Raw genomic sequence first — 18,994 nt, 5'->3', positions numbered from 1 at the left:
CGTCCGGCGTTTGAGGACGAGGCCGTTCAGGCCGAAGCGGGGGTCTGGGGGCGGCAGCCCCCAGGGATGGGACGGGTAGGGGCGGCGGGGGCGAGAAAAATCCGCGCGACACCCCCGGCCCCTCCCCCTAGCCTGGCCCCATGACCCCCCGTGACGCCATCGACATACGCCCCGTCAGTGAAGACGGACTCCGGGAGTGGACCCGGGCCCTGAGCACCGGGTTTCTTCGGTCGCCCGAGGTCAGTGATGTGGAACTGGAGGCGCGGCGTGGGCAGTTTCTGCCGGCGCGGACGCTCGGCGCGTTCGACGGCGGGCGGTGTGTGGCGACCTTCCGTTCGTTCCCGCAGGAACTGAGCGTGGGTGGCGGCGCGACCGTTCCCGCCGACGCCATCTCCAACGTCACCGTCTCCCCCACCCACCGCCGCCGGGGCATCCTCACCCGCATGATGGCCCAGGACCTCGCCGCCGCGAAGGACCGTGGGGACGTCGTCGCGACCCTGATCGCCGCCGAGTACCCGATCTACGGACGGTACGGCTTCGGCCCCGCCACCTGGACCTCCGAGTGGACCATCGACGTACCGCGCACCGGCCTCGACCCCCGCTGGGCGGGCCCGACGGACGGCGGCCGTATCGACCTCGTGGACGCGGAGGACGTACGCAAGCTGGGACCCGAACTGCACGCGCGGCTCGCGCGGCAGCAGCCGGGTGCCGTCAGCCGTGACGAGCGCTGGTGGCAGGTGAACACCGGGGTGGTGCGGTTCGGGGGGTCCTGGGACGAGCCCTTCTACGCCGTCTACCGTTCGGCGGACGGGGAGGTCGACGGGCTTGTCTCCTACGAGGCCGACGACAAGTGGGAAGCGAAGCAGCCGCAGGACACCGCCGATGTGAACTGGCTGATCGCCGCGACCCCGGCCGCCGAGCGCGCCCTGTGGCAGTACCTCTGCTCGATCGACTGGATCACCAAGGTCAAGACCGGCTGGCGGGCCCCGGACGACCTGCTCCCCTTCTTCCTGCCGGACCCACGCGCCGCCAGGCTCACCGCACACGCGGACTGGCTGTGGGTGCGGATCCTGGATGTCGTACGGGCTCTGGAAGCTCGTCCCTACGACAGCGGTAGCGGTACGGGTGGTCGCGGTCTTGTCCTTGACGTCGTCGACGCGGACGGGTTCGCCGGTGGGCGGTATCGGCTGGACGTGTCCGCCGAGGGGGTCGGGTCCTGTACCCCGGGCAGTCGCGACGCCGCCGAACTCACCCTTGATGTGCGGGAGTTGGCCGCGCTGTGGCTCGGTGACGAGTCGGCCGTGCGGCTTGCCGCGCTGGGGCGGGTGCGGGAAGAACGAGCGGGCGCCGCCCGAGTGGCCGACGCCCTGCTGCGTACGTCCAGGCGTCCTTGGTGCCCGGACATCTTCTGATCCGACCTCTCTTCCCCGACTCGTGGTGGCTGCCGAGCTCCAGGCTCCCCTCCGGAGAAGAGTTCGGCAGCCAACCTGTGGAAGGTTTGACCATGTTGCCGAAGTTGGTGGTCATTGGTGTTTATTGGCAGCCAACTTCACTGTACTTATCTCCACTTGGAGGCGTCTCATAACCACCTTCACTGGAACTGCCCAAAGATGGCGGGAAGTTGTAGTGTTTGGTTGTGGAGCCTCAGAGGTCACACCGCGAGGTGGCCGACGCCCTGCGCACCCGGATCAGGACCGGTGAGCTGCGGCCCGGCCAGCGCATGCCCACCCAGGCCAGGCTGGCCGAGGAGTTTGGCGTCGAGCGGGGTGCCGTACGCGAGGCGTTGCGCATCCTGCACGCCGAGCGGCTGCTGACCAACGTCAGCAAGGGGAGCCCGGCGACGGTCGCGCCCGATCCCGGACCCGCACTGACCGGCCCCGCCGCCCCGCCGCTGCCCACCACCGTCGCCCTCGCGCCCCGTATCGAGGCCGCCTTCGCGGTGCCGCACGTCGCCATCGACGCCCTGTGTCTGACGGCCGTCTCGCTCACCCTCGCCATCGGTGAGCCGCTGCGGCAGATCCACACCGGACGACTGAATCCGGCCAGGATCGACGTCCGGGTGCTGCTGCCGAGCCGGGACATCGACCTCGCGTGGCCGGCGCCGGTGGCCCTGGCGGACGGCTCCCCGGCCGGGTCCGAGGCCACCAGCCTGCTGCAGCGCCGCTGGCTGGCCCAGCGCAACGCCCAGGGGCAGGTGCTCCGGCACAATCTGCTGGCCCTGCGCGCCACGCACGGTATCGACGTGCGCGTCTCCTTCCGGGCCCTCCCGTTCACGCCACCGGTGAAGCTGTATCTGCTCAACGAGTCGGAGGCGCTCTTCGCGTACTACACGCTGAAGAGGCGCGCGGCGGAGATCGACCACGAGCAGGTGGAGATGTACGACGCCGAGGGCGTCCGGTCGATGCTGTTCGCGTTCGAGCAGGGCGCCGGACTCCGGGACACGACCTTCGTGGAGCAGTCGCACCTGTGGTTCAACGCGCTGTGGGAGACGATCAGTTCGGAGCTGACGCTCACGGACTGAGGTCTCCCACAGCGGTCTACGACGGTCACAGGGCGGGGCCCGTGACCAGCAGGGCGAGGACCACCGCCCCGATGGAGCTGATGGTCGCGTTCTTGGCCTTGATGCCTACGGTGAGCAGTAGCAGGCCTACGACACCTGAGGTGCCGTACTTCCAGCTGATGAGCTGCTGGAAGCCGCTGATGAAGACGGCGGCGAGGAGGGCGATGGCGGGCATGGTGGTTCCTCCTTCAAGCTCAGGGGCGGTGGCAAGGTGATGGAGGGGAGGTAAACTTATGCCAACTTCACCAAGTTGGCAACCAACTCTGAATAGGTTGTCCCCACTTGGCCCCTAGTCATAAACAACTTTCAAACAACTCCCCATAGATGGATCGAAGTTGTAGCGTTTTGGTCGTGACCCAGGAGAACGTGGCAGTGAACGGCAGCAGAAGACAGTCGCCCCAGGAGATCGCCGACGCCCTGCGTGACCGCATCCGCAGTGGCGACCTGCGGCCGGGCGACAGGCTGCCCACTCAGGCCGAGCTGGCCGAGGAGTTCGGGGTCGAGCGAGGTGCCGTACGGGAGGCGCTGCGCGTCCTGCACTCCGAGCAGCTGCTCACCAACGTCAGCAAGGGCAGCCCGCCGCGGGTCGCCGCGATGACCCTGCCCCGGGAAGGGCCGCAGCCGACGATGGTGGGGCTGGCGCCGCGGCTGACGGAGGCGTTCTCGGCACCGCACGTCCGCATCGACGCGGCCTGTCTCACCGCGGAGACCCTGATGCTGGCCGTCGGTGAACCGGTCCGGCTGATCCACGAGGGCCGCATCCGCCCCCAGTCGATCGACGTACGCATCCTGCTGCCGTCCCGGGACATCACACTGGCCTTCCCGGTCTCTGTCGAGGGCCGTAGTGACGCCGACCCGGTCCACCAGCGCTGGCTGGCGCAGCGCAACGCCCAGGGGCATGTCCTGCGGCACAACCTGCTGGCCCTGCGCCACTCGCACGGCATCGACGTACGGGTGACGTTCCGGGCGCTCCCGTTCACCCCGCCGGTGAAGCTGTACCTGCTCAACGAGACCGAGGCGCTGATCGCGTACTACGTGATCGCCCGCCGCGAGGAGGCGGGGGAGAGCGGGGTCACGCTCGACATGTACGACGCCCTCGGCACCGAGTCGCTGCTCTTCTCGTTCGGCAAAGGGGCCGGTGAACGGGACACGGCGTTCGTCGAGCAATCCCAGAAGTGGTTCGACGCCCTTTGGGAAACCATCACGTCGGACCTGACACTCTCCTAGTGACCTCTGATACGACACAGACCGAACCAGCAGCCGCAGGGACCGTGAACGAGATCGAGAACCAGTTGATGGAGAGCCTGCGGCAACTGATCGCACCCGCCCGCGTCGTCCTCTGGGACTTCGACGGGCCGATCTGCCGGCTGTTCGCGGGCTATTCGGCCGAGCGGGTGGCGATCCGGCTGGTCGACTGGCTCGAAGGCCGGGGGCTGCACGGCCTGTTGACGGAGCGGGAGCTCGAATCCCTGGATCCGCACCAGGTGTTGCGTGCCGTCGACCGCGGGCACTCCGGCAGCGACCTGGTGGCGGAGCTGGAGGAACGCCTCACCCAGGAGGAACTCCGGGCGGTGCCCAGGTCGATGCCCACTCCGTACGCCGACATCCTGATACAGACCTGGAAGGCCGTCGGATCCAGACTCGCGATCACCACCAACAACTCCCCGAGAGTGGTGCGCACTTACCTCGCGGGGCGCAATCTGACCAGGTGCTTCACCCCGCACGTCTACGGCCGCACCCAGGACCTCCATCTCCTCAAGCCGGACCCGCACTGCCTCAACCGCGCCCTGAACGCGATGGGCGCGGCCCCGTCCGCGGCCCTGATGATCGGCGACACCCCCTCGGACTACTTCGCCGCACGCGACGCCGGGGTGCCCTTCCTGGGCTACGCGCGTAACGAGGAGAAGGAGAAGATGCTCAGGGCAGCGGGTGCGGAAACGATGGTGGCCTCGTTGGCGCCGGTGCTACGGGCGGTCCGCAGGCAGGCGCGGGCCGGTCAGGCCTGAGTCATCAGCAGCGCGAACACCACGGCCGCGCCCACGGCCAGGCCGTTGTGACGCGACCTGATTCCGACGAAGATCGTGCTCAGCAGGATCAGGCCGAAGAGCCCGAGCCGTAGCTGCGCCAGCACGCTCAACGCGAACTGGCATAACGCGTACAGCACTTGAAGAAGAAGCATGTCCCCCACCCGCACCTTCCACAGCAGTCAATCACTCAACTTGCCGTCCAATTGGACTGGTTGCCCTTCGGGATTGGTCTTCCCGGGGAGGGAGATCCCTTAACTGCCCTGCTCAAGTGGTTGGTTGGTTGACGCAAATTGGTGTGGCCGCGGTCCGGAAGAGGTACGGTCGATGTGTGGGTGAGCAACAGGACAACCAGCGTGGCACCGAGGGCGGCGGCAGGGAGTTCGAGCGGATCCTGGCCGAACTGATCCTCCGTATGTCCGGCGACGAGGGGACACCCGCGCTCTATCCACTGGGCTCTCTGCTGCCTCCCCAGCGTGAACTCGCCCAGGAGTTCGGGGTGTCCCGGGACACCGTCCAGCGGGTGCTGCGCGTGCTCACCGACCGGAACCTGATCGAGTCCCGTCAGGGCAGCGGCTCCCGGGTGATCGCCGTACCGGAGCCCGCGCGTACGGGCGGCGCACAGCCGGGAGCCGCCGCCCTGCCGGTGGGCGCGGTACGGCTCGCGCGTCCCGGGCGTACGACCCTGGCCCCGCACATCCGCGAGGCGTTCACGAAGCCCGAAGTCACCCTGGACGTCTCCACGTTGACCTCCGAGTCCCTGCAGGGGCACATCTGGCTCCAGGCGGAACGGATCAGGACCGGGGAGATCGCCGCCCCGCGGAGCATCGCCCTGCGCATGCTGCTGCCCACCGACGATCTGCCGCTGCCGTATCCGCGGGCCCTGGCCGACGCGACCGACACCCGCCCCGTGGACCGGCTCCGGGCCATCACCAGCCGGCACGAGACCTCGCTGCGCCATGTGCTGGGCATGCTGCGGGCGGAAGGGCTGGTGGAGAACGTCGAGGTGGCGATCCGGCGGGTGCCGATCGTCCCGGCGTTCAAGCTCTATCTGCTCAACGGCACGGACGCGCTGTTCGGAATGTACGAGGTGGTCGAGCGCCCCATCGTGCTGGAGGACGAGACGAAACCCCTTGCCGCGATCGACGTCGTCGGGATCGGCGCCACCCTCATGCACTATGTGCGGGGCGAGGAGCCCCCGGAATCCGGTGCGTCGGATTCCGGCGGTCCGGAATCCCAGGGGTCGGTGTTCGTGGCGAGCATGCAGTCGTGGTTCGACTCGGTCTGGAAACACCTCGCGGAGGACTGACCGCCCGAGGGCGATTCCGCCACCGACTCGACGACCGGAGCGTGCGAGGCGACCACGAAATCCGCTCCCCGGCGCAGCATTTCGCGCGCCCGGTCGTCGTAAGGGGTGAATCCCAGGAAACGTACGCCCGCTTCGGTGGATGCCGTCAGATCCGTCAACTGGTCGCCGATGAGCAGGACTTGTCCGGGTTCCGGGTCGCAGAGAAGGCGTAATGCCCGCCGGATCGAATCCGGATGGGGTTTCATCAGCCGGGGATCGTGCGGATCGCGTCCGCAGACCGCCTCGAACCGCCCTAGCAGACCGATGTGTTGGAGGTATTCCCGTACGGGACCCTCCGCGTTGTTGGTCACGATCGCCAGGGGCTTTCCTCGGGCGTGCAGCGCCGCTACGAGTTCGCTAGCGCCGGCTGTTCCCCGGGTCGAGCGCAGAGCCGAACGCACCGCGGCGTACTCGTACTTCTCGACGATCTCGTCCGCCCAGTCGAGCGGTCCGTCGAGGGCGGGCGCGTGCCGGTCCGCCATGGCGGCGAGCCTGCGGAGGATGCCGTGCGAGTCGGCGCAGTCCCGGACGTCCGCGTCCAACCCGGTGCCGGGCCAGGCCTGTTCCGCCCGGGCCTTGACCTCGTCGGCGATGTGCGCGGTGGAGGAGCCGCCGAACAGGTCGCAGACGGGGCCGTCGAAGTCGATCAGCACCGCGTGTGTGTCGCGCAGCAGGGCGCGCAGGCAGTGCGGGTCCTGGGCGCGGTGGTCACCGGGGGCGCCACTCATGAGTCTCCTCGTTCGTCGGAACGTGCGTTGAGCGCGCACCGGACACTCACGTGCCCGGTGCGCGGGCTGGTGTTGGGAGGGGTTCTGTGCGTCGGGAGATTCGCTCGGATACGGGCGCAACGTTCGCAAGCAGTCGGGACTGGGTGAAGTTGGTGCGGCGCTCGTACTCACGTCGTGGGCCCTTGCTTGACGACGCGCGACCACAGCAGACGGAGATCGCCTCTGTACCGGTCGAAGGCCGTGATCCCGATGTCCTCTTCCGGACGGCCCTGTAGGCAGGCACTATGAGCGAACTTGATACAACTCCATTGCCAACAGGGGGATTTGGTGTCAGATCCAGGGGTGCCGCTGAGAAGGAGAGTGGCCGCGGGTTGGGAGCGTGCCGAGAGCACGATGACCAAGCTGCTGCTCCTGGCGATCTTCCTCACCGGGCTGGTGGGGCAGTTCGTCAGGCCAGTAGGAGACGCGCTGGAGGGAAAAGCGTACATCGGTGGTGCGCTGCTCAGTCTGGTGGGATACGTCCTCTACGCCGAGGTGCAGCGGCTGAACACGGCCCATGAGGCGCAGCGGGAGGGAACGGGGAGCCTGCACGCCACCGTGCTGCAGCTGACCGAGGAGGTGCAGCAACTGAACGCGCTTCTCGGACCCCGGGCGGGGGAAGTGGTCACGCCCAGTAGTCTGCAGGCCGAGTTCCAGGAGGCGCTGGAGGTTGGCGGTGAAGTCCATCTGTCGGCGCTGGGTTTCACCGGAGAGACCTTCACGATTCCGCTGAAGACCCTTCTGGAGCGGATACCCTCCAACGCCCAGCGGTCTGTGTATGTGAGGGTCCTGTTGCCGGACTTCACCCAGCCGATGGATGTGCCGGGCCTGGTGAGGGCGGACGGGAAGGTGACGGATGCCGCCGGCTTCCGGCAGCGGCTCGTACGCCAGATCAAGGACTACGAGACCGATCTCAAATCGATGGTCGGGAGGGTACAGGTCAAGGGTTGGGGCACGCTCTCCGTCGAGTTCCGCGTGATGCACATCTCCCCCTCGCTGAAGCTCTATCTCATCAACAACGACCGGGCCTTCGAGGGGATTTACGACAAGACCGAGCTGCGGCCCTACGAGTACCACTCGGAGGGGGCGACGTCCGGAGAGGGCGCGGCGAATGAAGATCGGCTACTGGATCTCATCGGATACGACTCCCGCCTGACACGCTGGCGTTGGAACGACGGCGAGCGGGCCCGTGAGGCCATTGAACGACGTCGTGAACTCTTCGACACGTATTGGAACGTCGCACGCGAACTGTCTCCCTCTCCTCGCTGACCGGTTCGCTACCACACGGGTGCGCTCCGGCTCGGAGGATCACACCTTCAGATCCACTGGGCGAATTGAGGTTTGCGATGCAGTCAGCCGGCGGCCTCAGTCAGTTGACGGAGGCGAGGCCGCCCGGACTGCTCCGCGTGCGTCAAGAAACGGCCTCCGCAGGCAGCCAAGGCGAAGGCTGCGCCACGGAGTTCGCTACCCAACCGTCAAGGGCGACGTCGGCGGTGCCGTCACCGCCGAGTGTGGCACGGGCGGCCGACGGCCAGCCCATGGGCGGATCCTGCTGAATAGGGCATTCGGGGTCGTCGCCCAGAAGTCTACTTGTTCTCTTTGCCGGTCTCCTCGTCGCTATGAGGACAATCTCAACGTCTGGGGGCGCGTCCCCTACTTTTCAGGCCTTCCCAGTTTCCTCCAGGAGATACGTCGCTCATGCGGGAGGGCACTCAAGTGCCCGGCGCGGGACCGAACGAGGATCGGTGCCGGGGCTGTTGGGATGATGGTGGGGAACGGTGCGGGCGGGTGAATCCCTTCTGGCACCATGCTGATGCGTGGAGGAGTACCGTGCATCTTTCCCTCACCCACGGGTGTGGGGTCCGGTGGTGCAGGGTCCCGACGGTCCACGCCGGACGGCGGCGGGTTTCAGGCAGGAGAGCGGGCGATGCAGCCGAACGGAGTGTCTCCGGCTCCGGAGCGGGCCGCCCGTACGGCCTCCGACGCAGCCTTCGGGAGGGTCGTCAAGGTGACCGGTGGCGACGCGCATGTGGTCGATGTGATCGAGGAAACACACCAGGGCTACCACCATGTGACACACGTGATCCCGCTTCCCGGAGTTGCCACCGACGGTCGGCGACTGCGCGGCAAGGTTCGGGAGCCGCGCAGTAACCTCCTCTGGTTCGACCGGCGTTGCTACGTCTCGGAAGAACAACTGCTGGCGGACCTCCAGGGGCGCGTCGACGGCATTCCCGAGCTGATCGAGGCCGGGGACCTGCGGTTGCAGCGGTTCATCGAGGGGCGGACGCTGGCCGCGCGCCACCGCTCGGGCCGGGAGGTCCCCGGCGAGGTGGTCGACCAGGTCCTCGCGCTCTTCGCGCAGATGCTCGCCATCTCGGCGGACACCCTGAAAACGCCCCGTGTGTGCGAGCCCGAGGACCGGGCCACCGACCCCAACAGCTCGGAGTTCCTGGAACGGCTCATCACCTTCGCCGAGGAGCGCGTCTACCGGGAGAATCTCGAGGACTTCAAGTCCCTCTTCGACGCGCTGGGTATCGAAGCGGACTCCTTCAAAAAGCTCAGAAAGAACGTTTCGGACCTGACCGAACGTCCCTTTTGTCTGCTCCATGCCGATCTGCACCGGGAGAATCTCATCCTGGACCGGGAGAACCGGCTCTGGACGATCGACTGGGAACTGGCGATGTTCGGCGATCCGCTCTATGACCTGGCCACGCATCTGTACCTCATGCGCTATCCGGAAAAGCAGCACGATTCCCTTGCCGAGCGCTGGAGTTCGCTCGCCGAGCAGGTCAGGCCGGGCAGCGCGAAGAACTGGGAGAGCGATCTCCCCAAAATCATGGATTTCAAGCGCGCGCAATCGGTTTTCACCGACGTGATCCGTGCCACGCAGATTCTTGGTTCCGGTGCCAGGTTCAACTGGCCGCAGCTTTATCGCGAGGCTTCGAAGGTGCACGGGGCTCTGCTGGGCGGAGCGGAGCCCCTGGGGCTTATGGGTGTACCAACTCTTCGGTATGTCATGACATCCCTGGTGCGCTGGCATCGTGAACGACGGGACCGGGATCGGAGTGATCGACAGGGAAATGATCACCAGGATACGGAAATCGCTTTCCCTTAAACTCATTTGAGTGACTCTCGCCTCGTTGGCCACATGAGTGTTCTACAGTCGGTATCCAGCACTACGCACACGAGGCACAGGAACTCCATTGGGCACACCCCCTGCCCCGCACCCCACCGTGTACGGCCTGTTCGTTGAACTGGCGTGCAAAAAGGGGGAGTTGCTCGAAGGGCACCACAACTCGAACTACGTACTCGCGCTCACTCCTGAATTGGCGCAGGTCCTCCGCTGCCGGGAGGGCAGACTGGTCATGGTCCGGATACCCCGCAGGGGCCTGCCGGTCGTGGCGGTGAAGACCTGGCCGGACGAGGAAGCGAGGATCCTCGACGCCATCAGGAGCACCCTGCCGGGCGTGCCGCAGTGCCTGACGCAGGACTGGGGGAAATCCAGCCTGTTCGGCTTCGTGTCCGGTCGCCCGCTGTCCGACGACTCCCCCCGGGGGACCCCCGTCGACCGTGGGGCGATCGCGACGATGGCCGGCATTCTGGCGAGCCTGACGCTCGTACCCCTCGAAAAACTGCCCCCGCTGCCGCCGGGCTGGCCCCAGGGCGACGACAGCCGGGCCTTCCTGCGGCACCTGATCCATCGTGCGGACCGGGTCGTCCGACAGGCCAACACAGCTGTCTACGGCCCGCTGTTCCGGGCCCTGGGAATCCCCGACGGCGGTCTGCGGAGAATGGCCGGCCGGGTACCGCGGATGACCCGCCGGCCGTACAGCGTCCTGCACGGCGACCTGCACCGGGCCAACGTGATCGTCACCGCCGACGAGCCGCCGCGGCTGATCCCCGTCGACTGGGAACTCGCCACCTACGGCGACCCGTTGCACGACCTCGCCATCCATCTCGTGCGCATGGGCTACCCCGAGGGGCAGGCCAAGGAGGCGATCGAGGCCTGGGCGGAGGCGATGCGCGGGGTGAGCCCGGCCTCGGTGCGCGGGCTGGACGAGGACCTGCCCCAGTACATCGCCTTCGAGCGGGCTCAGTCCGTCTACCCCGACGTGATCCGCGCGGCGTACGACCTGGAGCGGTCGCCCGACCCCCGGCAACTCGTGAAGTCCGTGCGGAGTGTGCACCGGGCGCTGACGGCGGCCGCGGAGCCGCTCGCCCTGCGGGACGTCCCGGACGAGGGGGAGATCGAGGAGGTGCTGGTCCGCTGGACGTTCTTCCGGCTCGGCGCACCGATCCGCAGCGGCCGGGAGACGGAAACCGTCCACTGGAAGCCGGGCCGCGACCACCCGCACCTGCCCGATTTCACCGACGTCCAGGTCACCGACGCGCTTCTCGCGGAGCGCTCGGCGGCGGCCCGCAACGTGCGTACGGGCACGGCGGACGTGAACCCGGTGGTGCGGGTGCGGGGCCGGCGCGACCCGGTCCTCGTACGCCGCCCAGGCAGGACGCCCTCCCCCCGGCGCGAAACGGGTCTGCACGCCGAGCACGTGGTGCTCCAGCTCATCGAGAACGCGGGCGTCCCGGTGGCGGTGCCGCGTGTGCTGGCCATGGGCGACGACGGCGACCCGGCGGGTCCTTTCCTCATCCACACGTACGTCGGTCAGGGCGACGGCGGCACACCGCCCCGGCGCCCGCTGTCCGGCCTTCGGCTGTACGAGGCCGACGACCTGGTCGACCAGCTCTGCGCCCTCACCACGGTCGACTACTTCGCCCTCGACCCGACGGCCACCGCCGGAGTCTTCTACGAGCGGATGACGGACCGCCTCGTCCGGCTGGTCGACGCGTTGCCCGACGAGTCGCGCCGCCTCGCCGAGCGGTCCGGCCTGCCCGGTCCCGACCGCCTCCACCGGATCCTGTCCCGCTACCGGGTCAGCCCGCGCACCCCCACGCTCCTGCACGGCGACCTGCGCCTCTGGAACCTCGTACGCCTGAACGAGGAAAGGTTCTCTCTGGCTCTCGTCGACTGGGAGCGTGCGATGGTGGGCGACCCCCTGTACGACCTGGTCCGCCACTTCCACCTCGCCCGCTCCCGCCCGGTCATGCGGCACCGCATGCTGCGCCGTTGGGAGCTGGCCCTGCCGCCGCACTACACCCGCGACTGGCGGCGCGACCGGCGCACGTACCACCGACTGGAGATCGTCCGTTCCGCGTACGTCGACCTCGACCGGCTGGCCACCCGCACCGACCTGGAGGCAGTCGACGCCGGCCGGGCGGTGGTGTCGGTCCAGGCGACCGTGGTCGCCGCGCTGACCGCGTTGAACCTGGAGCCGGGACCGATCCTGTAACTGTTTCCCGGCGTGGACGCGGGGGTTCCGACAGTGCGTACGCTCCCTTCCATGGCAGAGATCGGGCTGCGTGAGCGCAAGAAGCGGCAGACGTACCAGAACGTGTCCGACATCGCGATCGGGCTCTTCCTCGAGAAGGGCTTCGACGCGGTTTCCGTCGCGGAGATCGCCGCCGCGGCCGGGATCTCGAAACCGACGCTGTTCCGGTACTTCCCGGCCAAGGAGGACCTCGTCGTGCACCGCTTCGCGGATCACGAGGACGAGGCGGCGCGGGTGGTCCGGGCGGCCCGCGCGGGGGCGGGGGCGGGCACGTCGCCGGTCGACGCGCTGCGCCGGCAGTTCCTCGACGGGCTGAGCCGCGAGGACCCGGTCACCGGCCTCAACGACGCCCCCGGGGTGCTCGCCTTCCACGGTCTGCTCTACGGCACCCCGTCGCTGGTCGCACGGGCGTACGAGTACCAGCAGCGGTCGGAGGCGGCGCTCGCCGGTGCCCTGGGCGGCACCCTGGCGGCCCGGCTCGCGGCTGGGCAGATCATCGCCGTACAGCGGATCCTCGCGCAGGAGAACTGGCGGCGGATAGCCGCGGGGGAGGCGGTGGAGGCCGTGCGCGGGGACGCGGTCGAGGCGGCCGAGGCGGCGTTCGGGCAGCTGGATGCGGGGCTGCCGTGGCTTCGGGCGGTGGGTGTGGGGCCGGGCGGTGTGGGCGACGCGACTGACAAGACTGGGTAAAATATTTAACTCGGTTACGTTATTTCGGTAGGCTTGCTGGAATGACGCCACCCGACTCCCCGCTCCGTGACGCCCTGCGCCGCGAACGTGCCCATCACGACGTCTGCCGTGCCGCCCTCGCCGCGATGATCGCCGGCGCCCAGGAGCATGTCGTCACCGGCGAGGACGTCTCCGCCTCCGGGGCGGACGCGGAAGTGCTCGGGTACCAGCTGCGCAGCAAGGCGAAGGAGCTGGGCGAACTGCCCGAAGGGGCGTTGTTCTTCGGCCGGCTGGACTTCGGAGAGGGTGACGACGGGGGTGATCACCGTGGTGCGCGCTATCACATCGGGCGGCTGCGGATCTCCGAGCATCCGACCCGCCCGCCCCTCGTCGTGGACTGGCGGGCCCCCGTCTCCCGCGCCTTCTACCAGGCGAGCGCCCGCGATCCGCAGGGCGTGGCCGTGCGGCGCCGATTCGGCTGGGCGCCCGGCAGTACGGGGGACTCCGCCGACCTGACCGGCCTGGAGGACGAGCACCTCACGGAAGGGGGCGCGGACGAAGGGGAGTTGGCGGGTGGCGCGGACGGGCTGGTCGCGCGGGAGATCGCCCGGCCCCGGGTCGGGCCCATGCGGGACATCGCCGCGACGATCCAGCCCGAGCAGGACGATCTCGTACGGGCCGGGCTCGGCGTCTCCGTCTGTGTGCAGGGTGCGCCCGGCACCGGCAAGACGGCCGTCGGGCTGCACCGGGCCGCGTACCTTCTCTACACCCACCCCCAACGCGTCCAGCGCGGCGGCCTGTTGATCCTCGGGCCCAACCGCACGTTCCTCTCGTACATCTCGGAAGTGCTGCCCGCCCTCGGCGAGACGGGCGTACGGCAGTCCACGGTCACGGACGAGATCGCGGGCCCGGGCCGTCCGGTGCGGGCGGAGGACGACGAGCTGGCGGCCGTCGTGAAGCACGACGCGCGGATGGCGGAGGTGCTGCGCCGGGCGCTGTACGCACGCGTGGTCACCGAGGGGTATCCGAACTCCCTTGAGGTGCCGGACGATTCGTACCGCTGGCGGATCCCTGCGGCCGAGCTGGCGCGGATCGTGGCGGGCGTACGGGCCGAGGAGCCGCCGTACGGGGTGGGGCGCGAGCGGGTACGGACGCGGGTGGTGGCCCGTATCCAGCGGGAGGCGGAGCGGCGGGCGGGGGCGCAGTCGAACGGCTGGGTACGGCGGATCGAGCGGGCGCGGCCGGTCGGGGCGTACGTGGAGGCGGTGTGGCCGAGGGTGCGTCCGGAGGAGGTGCTGGCCGAACTCCTCAGCGACGAACGGGCGTTGGCGCGGGCCGCCGAGGGGCTGCTGGGGGCGGAGGAGCAGCGGGCGGTGCGGTGGGCGCGTCCGCCGAGGTCGTGGAAGTCGGCGCGCTGGTCGGCCGCCGACCTGGTCCTCCTCGACGAGGTCGCCGGTCTGATCGAACACCCCGAGGGATACGGCCATGTCGTGATCGACGAGGCGCAGGACCTCTCCCCGATGGAGTGCCGGGTGATCGCGCGCCGGGCGCCCTACGGTTCGCTGACCGTCCTGGGCGACCTGGCCCAGGGCACCACACCGTGGGCGGCACGGGCGTGGGAGCCCCACCTGGGCCACCTGGGCAAGCCGGACGCCACGGTGATCCCGCTGACGACCGGGTTCCGGGTGCCGAGGACGGTGGTCGACTTCGCCAACCGACTGCTGGAGAGGCTGGAGGTGGCGGTGCCGCCGGCTCGATCCCTGCGCGGGGACGGGGAGTTGAGGGTGGTGGAGGCCGCGGATGTCGCCGGGGAGGTGGTGGCCGCGGTGGGGCGGGCGCTGGACGGGGAGGGGTCGGTGGGGGTCGTGGCGGCCGAGGGCGAAGTGGCCGCCGTACGGGAGGTGTTGGGGGCGTCGGGGGTGTTGGACGGGGGCCGGGTCGCGGTGATGTCGGCGAAGGCGGTGAAGGGGCTGGAGTGGGACCACGTGGTCGTGGTCGAGCCCGCCGCGATCGTGGAGGGGGAGGGGGAGGGGGCGACCGGGCGGGGGCTGCATCGGCTGTACGTGGTGCTGACGCGGGCGGTGTCACGGCTGGAGGTCGTGCATGGGCGGCCGTTGCCGTTCTGAAGGTGTTGGAGAGGGGGTGGGGCGCCTTAGCGGAAGGCGCCCCACTGTCGCTGCTTCGGAACATCAGAGCAACGGGATCAACTGCTCTTCCTCGTAGGTGAGATGGGCTTCGAGTTCGAGGGTGAGACGCTCGACCTCCGCCCGGACGGCGCCGGGGTCGGTGTCCTCGCCCTCGCCCTCGCCGGAGAGAGCCCCGCGCAGTTGCTGGACGAGTTCGGCGATCCGCTCGTGCTCGGTGCGCAGGCGTTCCAGGACGGGGGCCGACTGGGGGTGGCGGTCGGCTAGGAAGGGGAACAGGCCGATGTCCTCGCCGGTGTGGTGATTGTGCAGCCCCGCGCAGAAGGTGAGGCAGTTGGCGCGCAACTGGGCGCCGAGGGGCGCGGTGTCGCTGGTCGCTTCGCTCATCTCCTTGCGTATCAGGGCGAGTTCATGCCGGAAGGCGTCGTGGACGACCTTGATGGCCTCGCCCACGCCGGACGCGTTGATACGGGGCGGCCCGCCCTGCTCGATCTCGTACAGGGCGACCACGGGAATGATCCGGTCGGTCTTCTCCTGGTACGTGGCCCACCCCGGCTCGGCCTCGACGGCACGCGCGAAGATCCGGTCGCGCTCGTCGCGGTCGAGGACGACGGCACGGGCCTCGTACGTGAACACGCCTGACTCGACGGTGACTTGGGGGTGGGCGAGGATGTTGCGGTACCAGTCGGGATGCCTGGAGGAGCCCGCGGCCGAGGCGATGACGAGGACTCGCTCGCCGCCGTCGGGGAGGTAGCCGAGGGGTGTGGTGTGGGGGGTTCCTGTACGGGCGCCGGTGGTGGTGAGGAGAAGGAGACGGGCGCCTTCGAAGTAGCCGCCTACCTGGCCGCGGTTGGCCCGGAACTCGTCGATGACGGGCTGGTTGAAGTCGTTGGGCATGCTCTGCTTTCTGTGCGAGTGGTTTCTCTGTCGGTCACACGGACTCCCCGTGGAATGGAAAAGGGGGAAGCCCGTGGAAAGAGGGAAAGAGAAACCGGCGGGCCTCTGGCCCACCCCGACCTCACTCAGAGGCCGGGCACCCAACTCGCTCACGGCACAAGGCCGACCCGGCAGTCATGGGGATTACGGTATCAAGGGGGACGATGACGAGCCCTTTCTTTTCTGCCGCCCCGCCCACTCCCGCCCCTCTCCTCTTCCTGGACGTCGACGGACCGCTGATCCCGTTCGGCGGGACACCGGAGCAGTATCCGGACGGCTATCCGACGTACGAGCCCGCCCGGCGACCACGACTCCCGGCGTCCGAGGCGAACCCCCTGCTGCCCAGGGTCGACCCCGCACTCGGGCCTCGACTCGCCGCGCTGGGCTGTGAGTTGGTGTGGGCCACGACCTGGATGGATGAGGCGAACGAGTGTGTCGCGCCGTGGCTGGGGCTGCCGGATCTTCCGGTGGTGGCCTGGCCGGAGCCGGGCTCCGAGGGCTCGCCCGGAGTGCCTGGCGGGCATTGGAAGACTCGCCCTCTTGTCGAGTGGGTGGCCGGGCGGGACTTCGTCTGGCTCGATGACGAGATCGGTGGGGGCGATCGGAGCTGGGTGGCGGCGCACCACCCGGGGCGGGCCCTGTTGCATCGGGTCGATCCTCGGCATGGGCTGGGGGACGCGGACTTCGGGGTGGTGGAGGCGTGGCTGCGCTGATTCGGGCTCCGGATCAGGCTTCGGATCAGGCTTCGGCTCCGGATCAGGCTTCGGATGCTTACTCCTTCGTCATCGAAGTGGTTGTGGCACGCGTACTACTCTGTGGCTCCTGAACAGCTGTGCGGCACAGGGGTTTTGGGAAGGTGGGCGGCGATGCCGCTGAGCGCCGGGGAATCTGGGGCCGTCGGGGCGTCCGTCGGCGGTTATGTGCTGGGCGAGCGGCTCGGCAGTGGCGGTATGGGGATCGTCTACCTGGGGAGTTCGGCCTCGGGGCGGCAGGTCGCGGTCAAGGTCGTGCACGCGCAGTACGCGCAGGACGAGGAGTTCCGCACCCGGTTCCGGCAGGAGGTCGCGGCGGCGCGACGGGTCAGCGGGGCCTTCACCGCCTCCGTGGTGGACGCCGATCCGGACGCCGAGGTGCCCTGGATGGCGACGCTGTACGTGCCCGGGCGCACGCTGGCCGACATCGTCAGCAAGGAAGGGCCGTTGGCGGGGCGGGAGTTGCGTACTCTCGCCCTCGGGCTCGTCGAGGCGCTGCGGGACATCCACCGGGCGGGTGTGGTGCACCGGGATCTCAAGCCGAGCAACGTCCTGATGGCCGAGGACGGGCCGCGCGTCATCGACTTCGGGATCTCGCGTGCCGTCGACAGCCAGACGCTCACCGTGACCGGCCGGCTGATCGGTACCCCGCCCTTCATGTCCCCGGAGCAGTTCGCGGCGCCCCGGGACGTCACCGCCGCCTCGGACGTGTTCTCGCTGGGCTCGCTGCTCGTGTACGCGGCCACGGGCAACCGTCCCTTCGACGGGGAGAGCCCGTACATGACGGGCTATCAGGTGATGCACGCGGAGCCCGCCCTGGACGGCGTACGCGAGCCCTTGCGGAGCATCGCCGAGCGCTGTCTGGACAAGGATCCTGGCGCCAGGCCCGAACTCGCCGAGCTGTATGGGCTGTTCAGGGCGCTGCCGGACGTGGTCGCTGCCGCTCCGGACGCGGCCACCGCCACTCCGGACGCGGTCGCCACCCCGCCGGACATGGCTGCCACCTCGGGCGTGGTCGGTCCGCCGGCCGGTCCAGGGCATCGGAGGGCCTCCCGGCGGTCCGGTGGTGCGACGACCGTGACCGGGGGCGGCGGTCGCGGGCGACGGGTGCGCCGCCTGGTCGTCGTCGGGGCGGCCCTGGCCGTCACCGTGGCGTGCGCGTCGGTGTACCACCTGGTGTCGAGTTCGAGGACCACGGACGGCCCGCCCGCGGCCGACGCCCCCGCATCCCTCACCCCGGCGCTTCCCACCGGCTGGCAGCCCTGGCAGGCGAGCCTCTTCCGGCCCGTCAAGGACGAGTCCCTGATCTTCAACGCGGACAGTGTGGATTCCGGCTGTGCGTCCGGTGGATCCGCTGTGTACTGCTCGGGGACCGGCTTCACGGTCGCCCGGATCGACGCCGCCTCGGGCCGTATCGACTGGCGGTTCGGCAGCAGCCCCCTGTCCGCCGAGCGGCCCCTCGGCGTCCGGGACGGGATCGTGTACGGGGCCGACCAGCCGAACGTGACCGACGTGCAGTCGACCCAGCGGCTGTTCGCCCTCGATGCGAAGACCGGGAAACCGGTCTGGACCCGGGAGATCGACGCGGGCCGCAGCGCCGCCCTGTTCGACGGGGGTGTCCTGGCGATGCCGGAGGGGGCGAGGGAGTTCGTCGCCGTCGACGCCAGGACGGGCAAGGACATGTGGCGGACACCGGCGACGTCGTCGGCCGGCACCGCCTGCGACGTGCTGGTCCTGGGCGGTGTGCCCTACGGCACGTGCGTCGACGCGGACGATCCCACCCAGGGCTCGAACGCCCTCCTGCGCCTCGACCCGGCCGACGGTACGGCGCATGAACTCGCCGAACTGCCCCTGAACGCGCTGCCGCTCGGCGAGGTCGGTGGGCAGCCGTTGTTCGCGCTGCCGCGGCAGGCGGAGTGGGAGTCGAACGACGGGCGGGACGAGGCGTACAAGGCTCTGCTGCGGGTGGACCCGACCAGCGGTGCGGTCGTCGAGATCCCGTTGGCGGGGACCCCGCGCGGGACGGTCACCCTCGTCGACGGGGTGGTGTACTGCGTACGGCCCGACGGGACCGTCACCGCGAACGGGGTGAGCGACGGGGCTCGGCTGTGGCAGGTGGGCACGCAGGTGGAGAACCTGTCGGCGCCGGTGCGGTCGGTGAGGTACGACGAGTTGTACTTCGCCAATCGGTACGGTCGGCTGCTTGCGCTGGACCGTGGGACGGGCGTCGTGCGGTGGAGTACGGACAAGCTGGATGACGCGGGGACGTCGGCGGAGGACAGGTTTCCCAGCGTGTTGCTGGTGAAGGACGCGATCGTGGCCGTGGCGGGCGACACGGCGTTCTCCGTCCGGGCGGACGGGTCCGCGACGCGCACGTCGACGCCTGCTGCACCGGCCTCGAACTGAC

The 18,994-nt window shown here is 69.3% G+C and carries 15 protein-coding genes and 1 pseudogene; 12 read left to right on the top strand and 4 right to left on the bottom strand.

The genetic code is table 11. The features are described from left to right. Positions 1–140 precede the first annotated feature (140 nt). Positions 141–1,412, top strand: a complete 1,272-nt coding sequence (locus ACWCRB_RS30540; protein WP_450999114.1) for a GNAT family N-acetyltransferase — start codon at positions 141–143, stop codon at positions 1,410–1,412. Between the two features lie 224 nt (positions 1,413–1,636). Continuing rightward, on the top strand, positions 1,637–2,521 hold the full coding sequence (locus tag ACWCRB_RS30535) for a winged helix-turn-helix domain-containing protein (RefSeq protein WP_235477134.1): 885 nt from the start codon (positions 1,637–1,639) through the stop codon (positions 2,519–2,521). Positions 2,522–2,546: 25 nt separating this feature from the next. On the opposite strand, the gene ACWCRB_RS30530 is transcribed toward ACWCRB_RS30535, so the two are convergent. After that, entirely contained in the window at positions 2,547–2,735 is a 189-nt protein-coding gene (locus tag ACWCRB_RS30530) for a hypothetical protein (protein WP_369035773.1), read from the bottom strand. A 170-nt stretch (positions 2,736–2,905) separates the two neighbouring features. On the opposite strand from ACWCRB_RS30530, the gene ACWCRB_RS30525 reads away from it, so the two are divergent. Together ACWCRB_RS30525 and ACWCRB_RS30520 are read left to right on the top strand one after the other, a co-directional pair. Beyond that, on the top strand, positions 2,906–3,787 hold the full coding sequence (locus ACWCRB_RS30525) for a winged helix-turn-helix domain-containing protein (RefSeq protein ID WP_450999113.1): 882 nt from the start codon (positions 2,906–2,908) through the stop codon (positions 3,785–3,787). Beyond that, positions 3,736–4,566, top strand: a complete 831-nt coding sequence (locus ACWCRB_RS30520) for an HAD family hydrolase (RefSeq protein ID WP_450999112.1) — start codon at positions 3,736–3,738, stop codon at positions 4,564–4,566. Before ACWCRB_RS30525 ends, ACWCRB_RS30520 begins: the two co-directional genes overlap by 52 nt. Here the strand turns inward: ACWCRB_RS30520 and ACWCRB_RS30515 are convergent. After that, a complete protein-coding gene (locus ACWCRB_RS30515) occupies positions 4,557–4,739 on the bottom strand; it encodes a hypothetical protein (RefSeq protein WP_450999111.1) in 183 nt (60 codons plus the stop codon). The two genes, ACWCRB_RS30520 and ACWCRB_RS30515, sit on opposite strands and share 10 nt — an antisense overlap. 176 nt (positions 4,740–4,915) lie before the next feature. On the opposite strand from ACWCRB_RS30515, the gene ACWCRB_RS30510 reads away from it, so the two are divergent. Continuing rightward, a complete protein-coding gene (locus ACWCRB_RS30510) occupies positions 4,916–5,893 on the top strand; it encodes a winged helix-turn-helix domain-containing protein (RefSeq protein ID WP_450999110.1) in 978 nt (325 codons plus the stop codon). A 122-nt stretch (positions 5,894–6,015) separates the two neighbouring features. Here the strand turns inward: ACWCRB_RS30510 and ACWCRB_RS30505 are convergent. Next, positions 6,016–6,660: pseudogene (locus ACWCRB_RS30505) on the bottom strand (HAD family hydrolase); the annotation flags it as partial. A 393-nt stretch (positions 6,661–7,053) separates the two neighbouring features. On the opposite strand from ACWCRB_RS30505, the gene ACWCRB_RS30500 reads away from it, so the two are divergent. The 5 genes from ACWCRB_RS30500 to ACWCRB_RS30480 all read left to right on the top strand — a co-directional run bounded on the left by ACWCRB_RS30500 (position 7,054) and on the right by ACWCRB_RS30480 (position 14,881). Next, entirely contained in the window at positions 7,054–7,968 is a 915-nt protein-coding gene (locus tag ACWCRB_RS30500; protein ID WP_450999109.1) for an ATP/GTP-binding protein, read from the top strand. Between the two features lie 658 nt (positions 7,969–8,626). Continuing rightward, on the top strand, positions 8,627–9,814 hold the full coding sequence (locus ACWCRB_RS30495; RefSeq protein ID WP_450999108.1) for a phosphotransferase: 1,188 nt from the start codon (positions 8,627–8,629) through the stop codon (positions 9,812–9,814). An 88-nt stretch (positions 9,815–9,902) separates the two neighbouring features. Continuing rightward, a complete protein-coding gene (locus tag ACWCRB_RS30490; RefSeq protein WP_450999107.1) occupies positions 9,903–12,047 on the top strand; it encodes a phosphotransferase family protein in 2,145 nt (714 codons plus the stop codon). Positions 12,048–12,098: 51 nt separating this feature from the next. Next, positions 12,099–12,776 carry a TetR family transcriptional regulator gene (locus tag ACWCRB_RS30485; RefSeq protein ID WP_450999106.1) on the top strand — a complete coding sequence of 226 codons (678 nt, stop codon included), beginning with the start codon at positions 12,099–12,101 and terminating at the stop codon, positions 12,774–12,776. Between the two features lie 41 nt (positions 12,777–12,817). Further along, positions 12,818–14,881 carry a HelD family protein gene (locus tag ACWCRB_RS30480; protein WP_450999105.1) on the top strand — a complete coding sequence of 688 codons (2,064 nt, stop codon included), beginning with the start codon at positions 12,818–12,820 and terminating at the stop codon, positions 14,879–14,881. Positions 14,882–14,944: 63 nt separating this feature from the next. Here the strand turns inward: ACWCRB_RS30480 and ACWCRB_RS30475 are convergent, their stop codons facing one another. Next, positions 14,945–15,796: a nitroreductase/quinone reductase family protein gene (locus ACWCRB_RS30475; RefSeq protein ID WP_450999104.1), complete on the bottom strand. Its 852-nt coding sequence runs from the start codon at positions 15,794–15,796 to the stop codon at positions 14,945–14,947. Between the two features lie 203 nt (positions 15,797–15,999). On the opposite strand from ACWCRB_RS30475, the gene ACWCRB_RS30470 reads away from it, so the two are divergent. Next, on the top strand, positions 16,000–16,548 hold the full coding sequence (locus ACWCRB_RS30470; protein ID WP_450999103.1) for an HAD domain-containing protein: 549 nt from the start codon (positions 16,000–16,002) through the stop codon (positions 16,546–16,548). A gap of 153 nt (positions 16,549–16,701) precedes the next feature. Then, a complete protein-coding gene (locus ACWCRB_RS30465) occupies positions 16,702–18,993 on the top strand; it encodes a protein kinase domain-containing protein (protein ID WP_450999102.1) in 2,292 nt (763 codons plus the stop codon). The last annotated feature ends 1 nt before the right edge of the window (position 18,994 follow it).

This window comes from Streptomyces sp. NPDC002156, from assembly GCF_053593675.1.
This window is presented reverse-complemented; position numbering and strand designations above follow the sequence as displayed.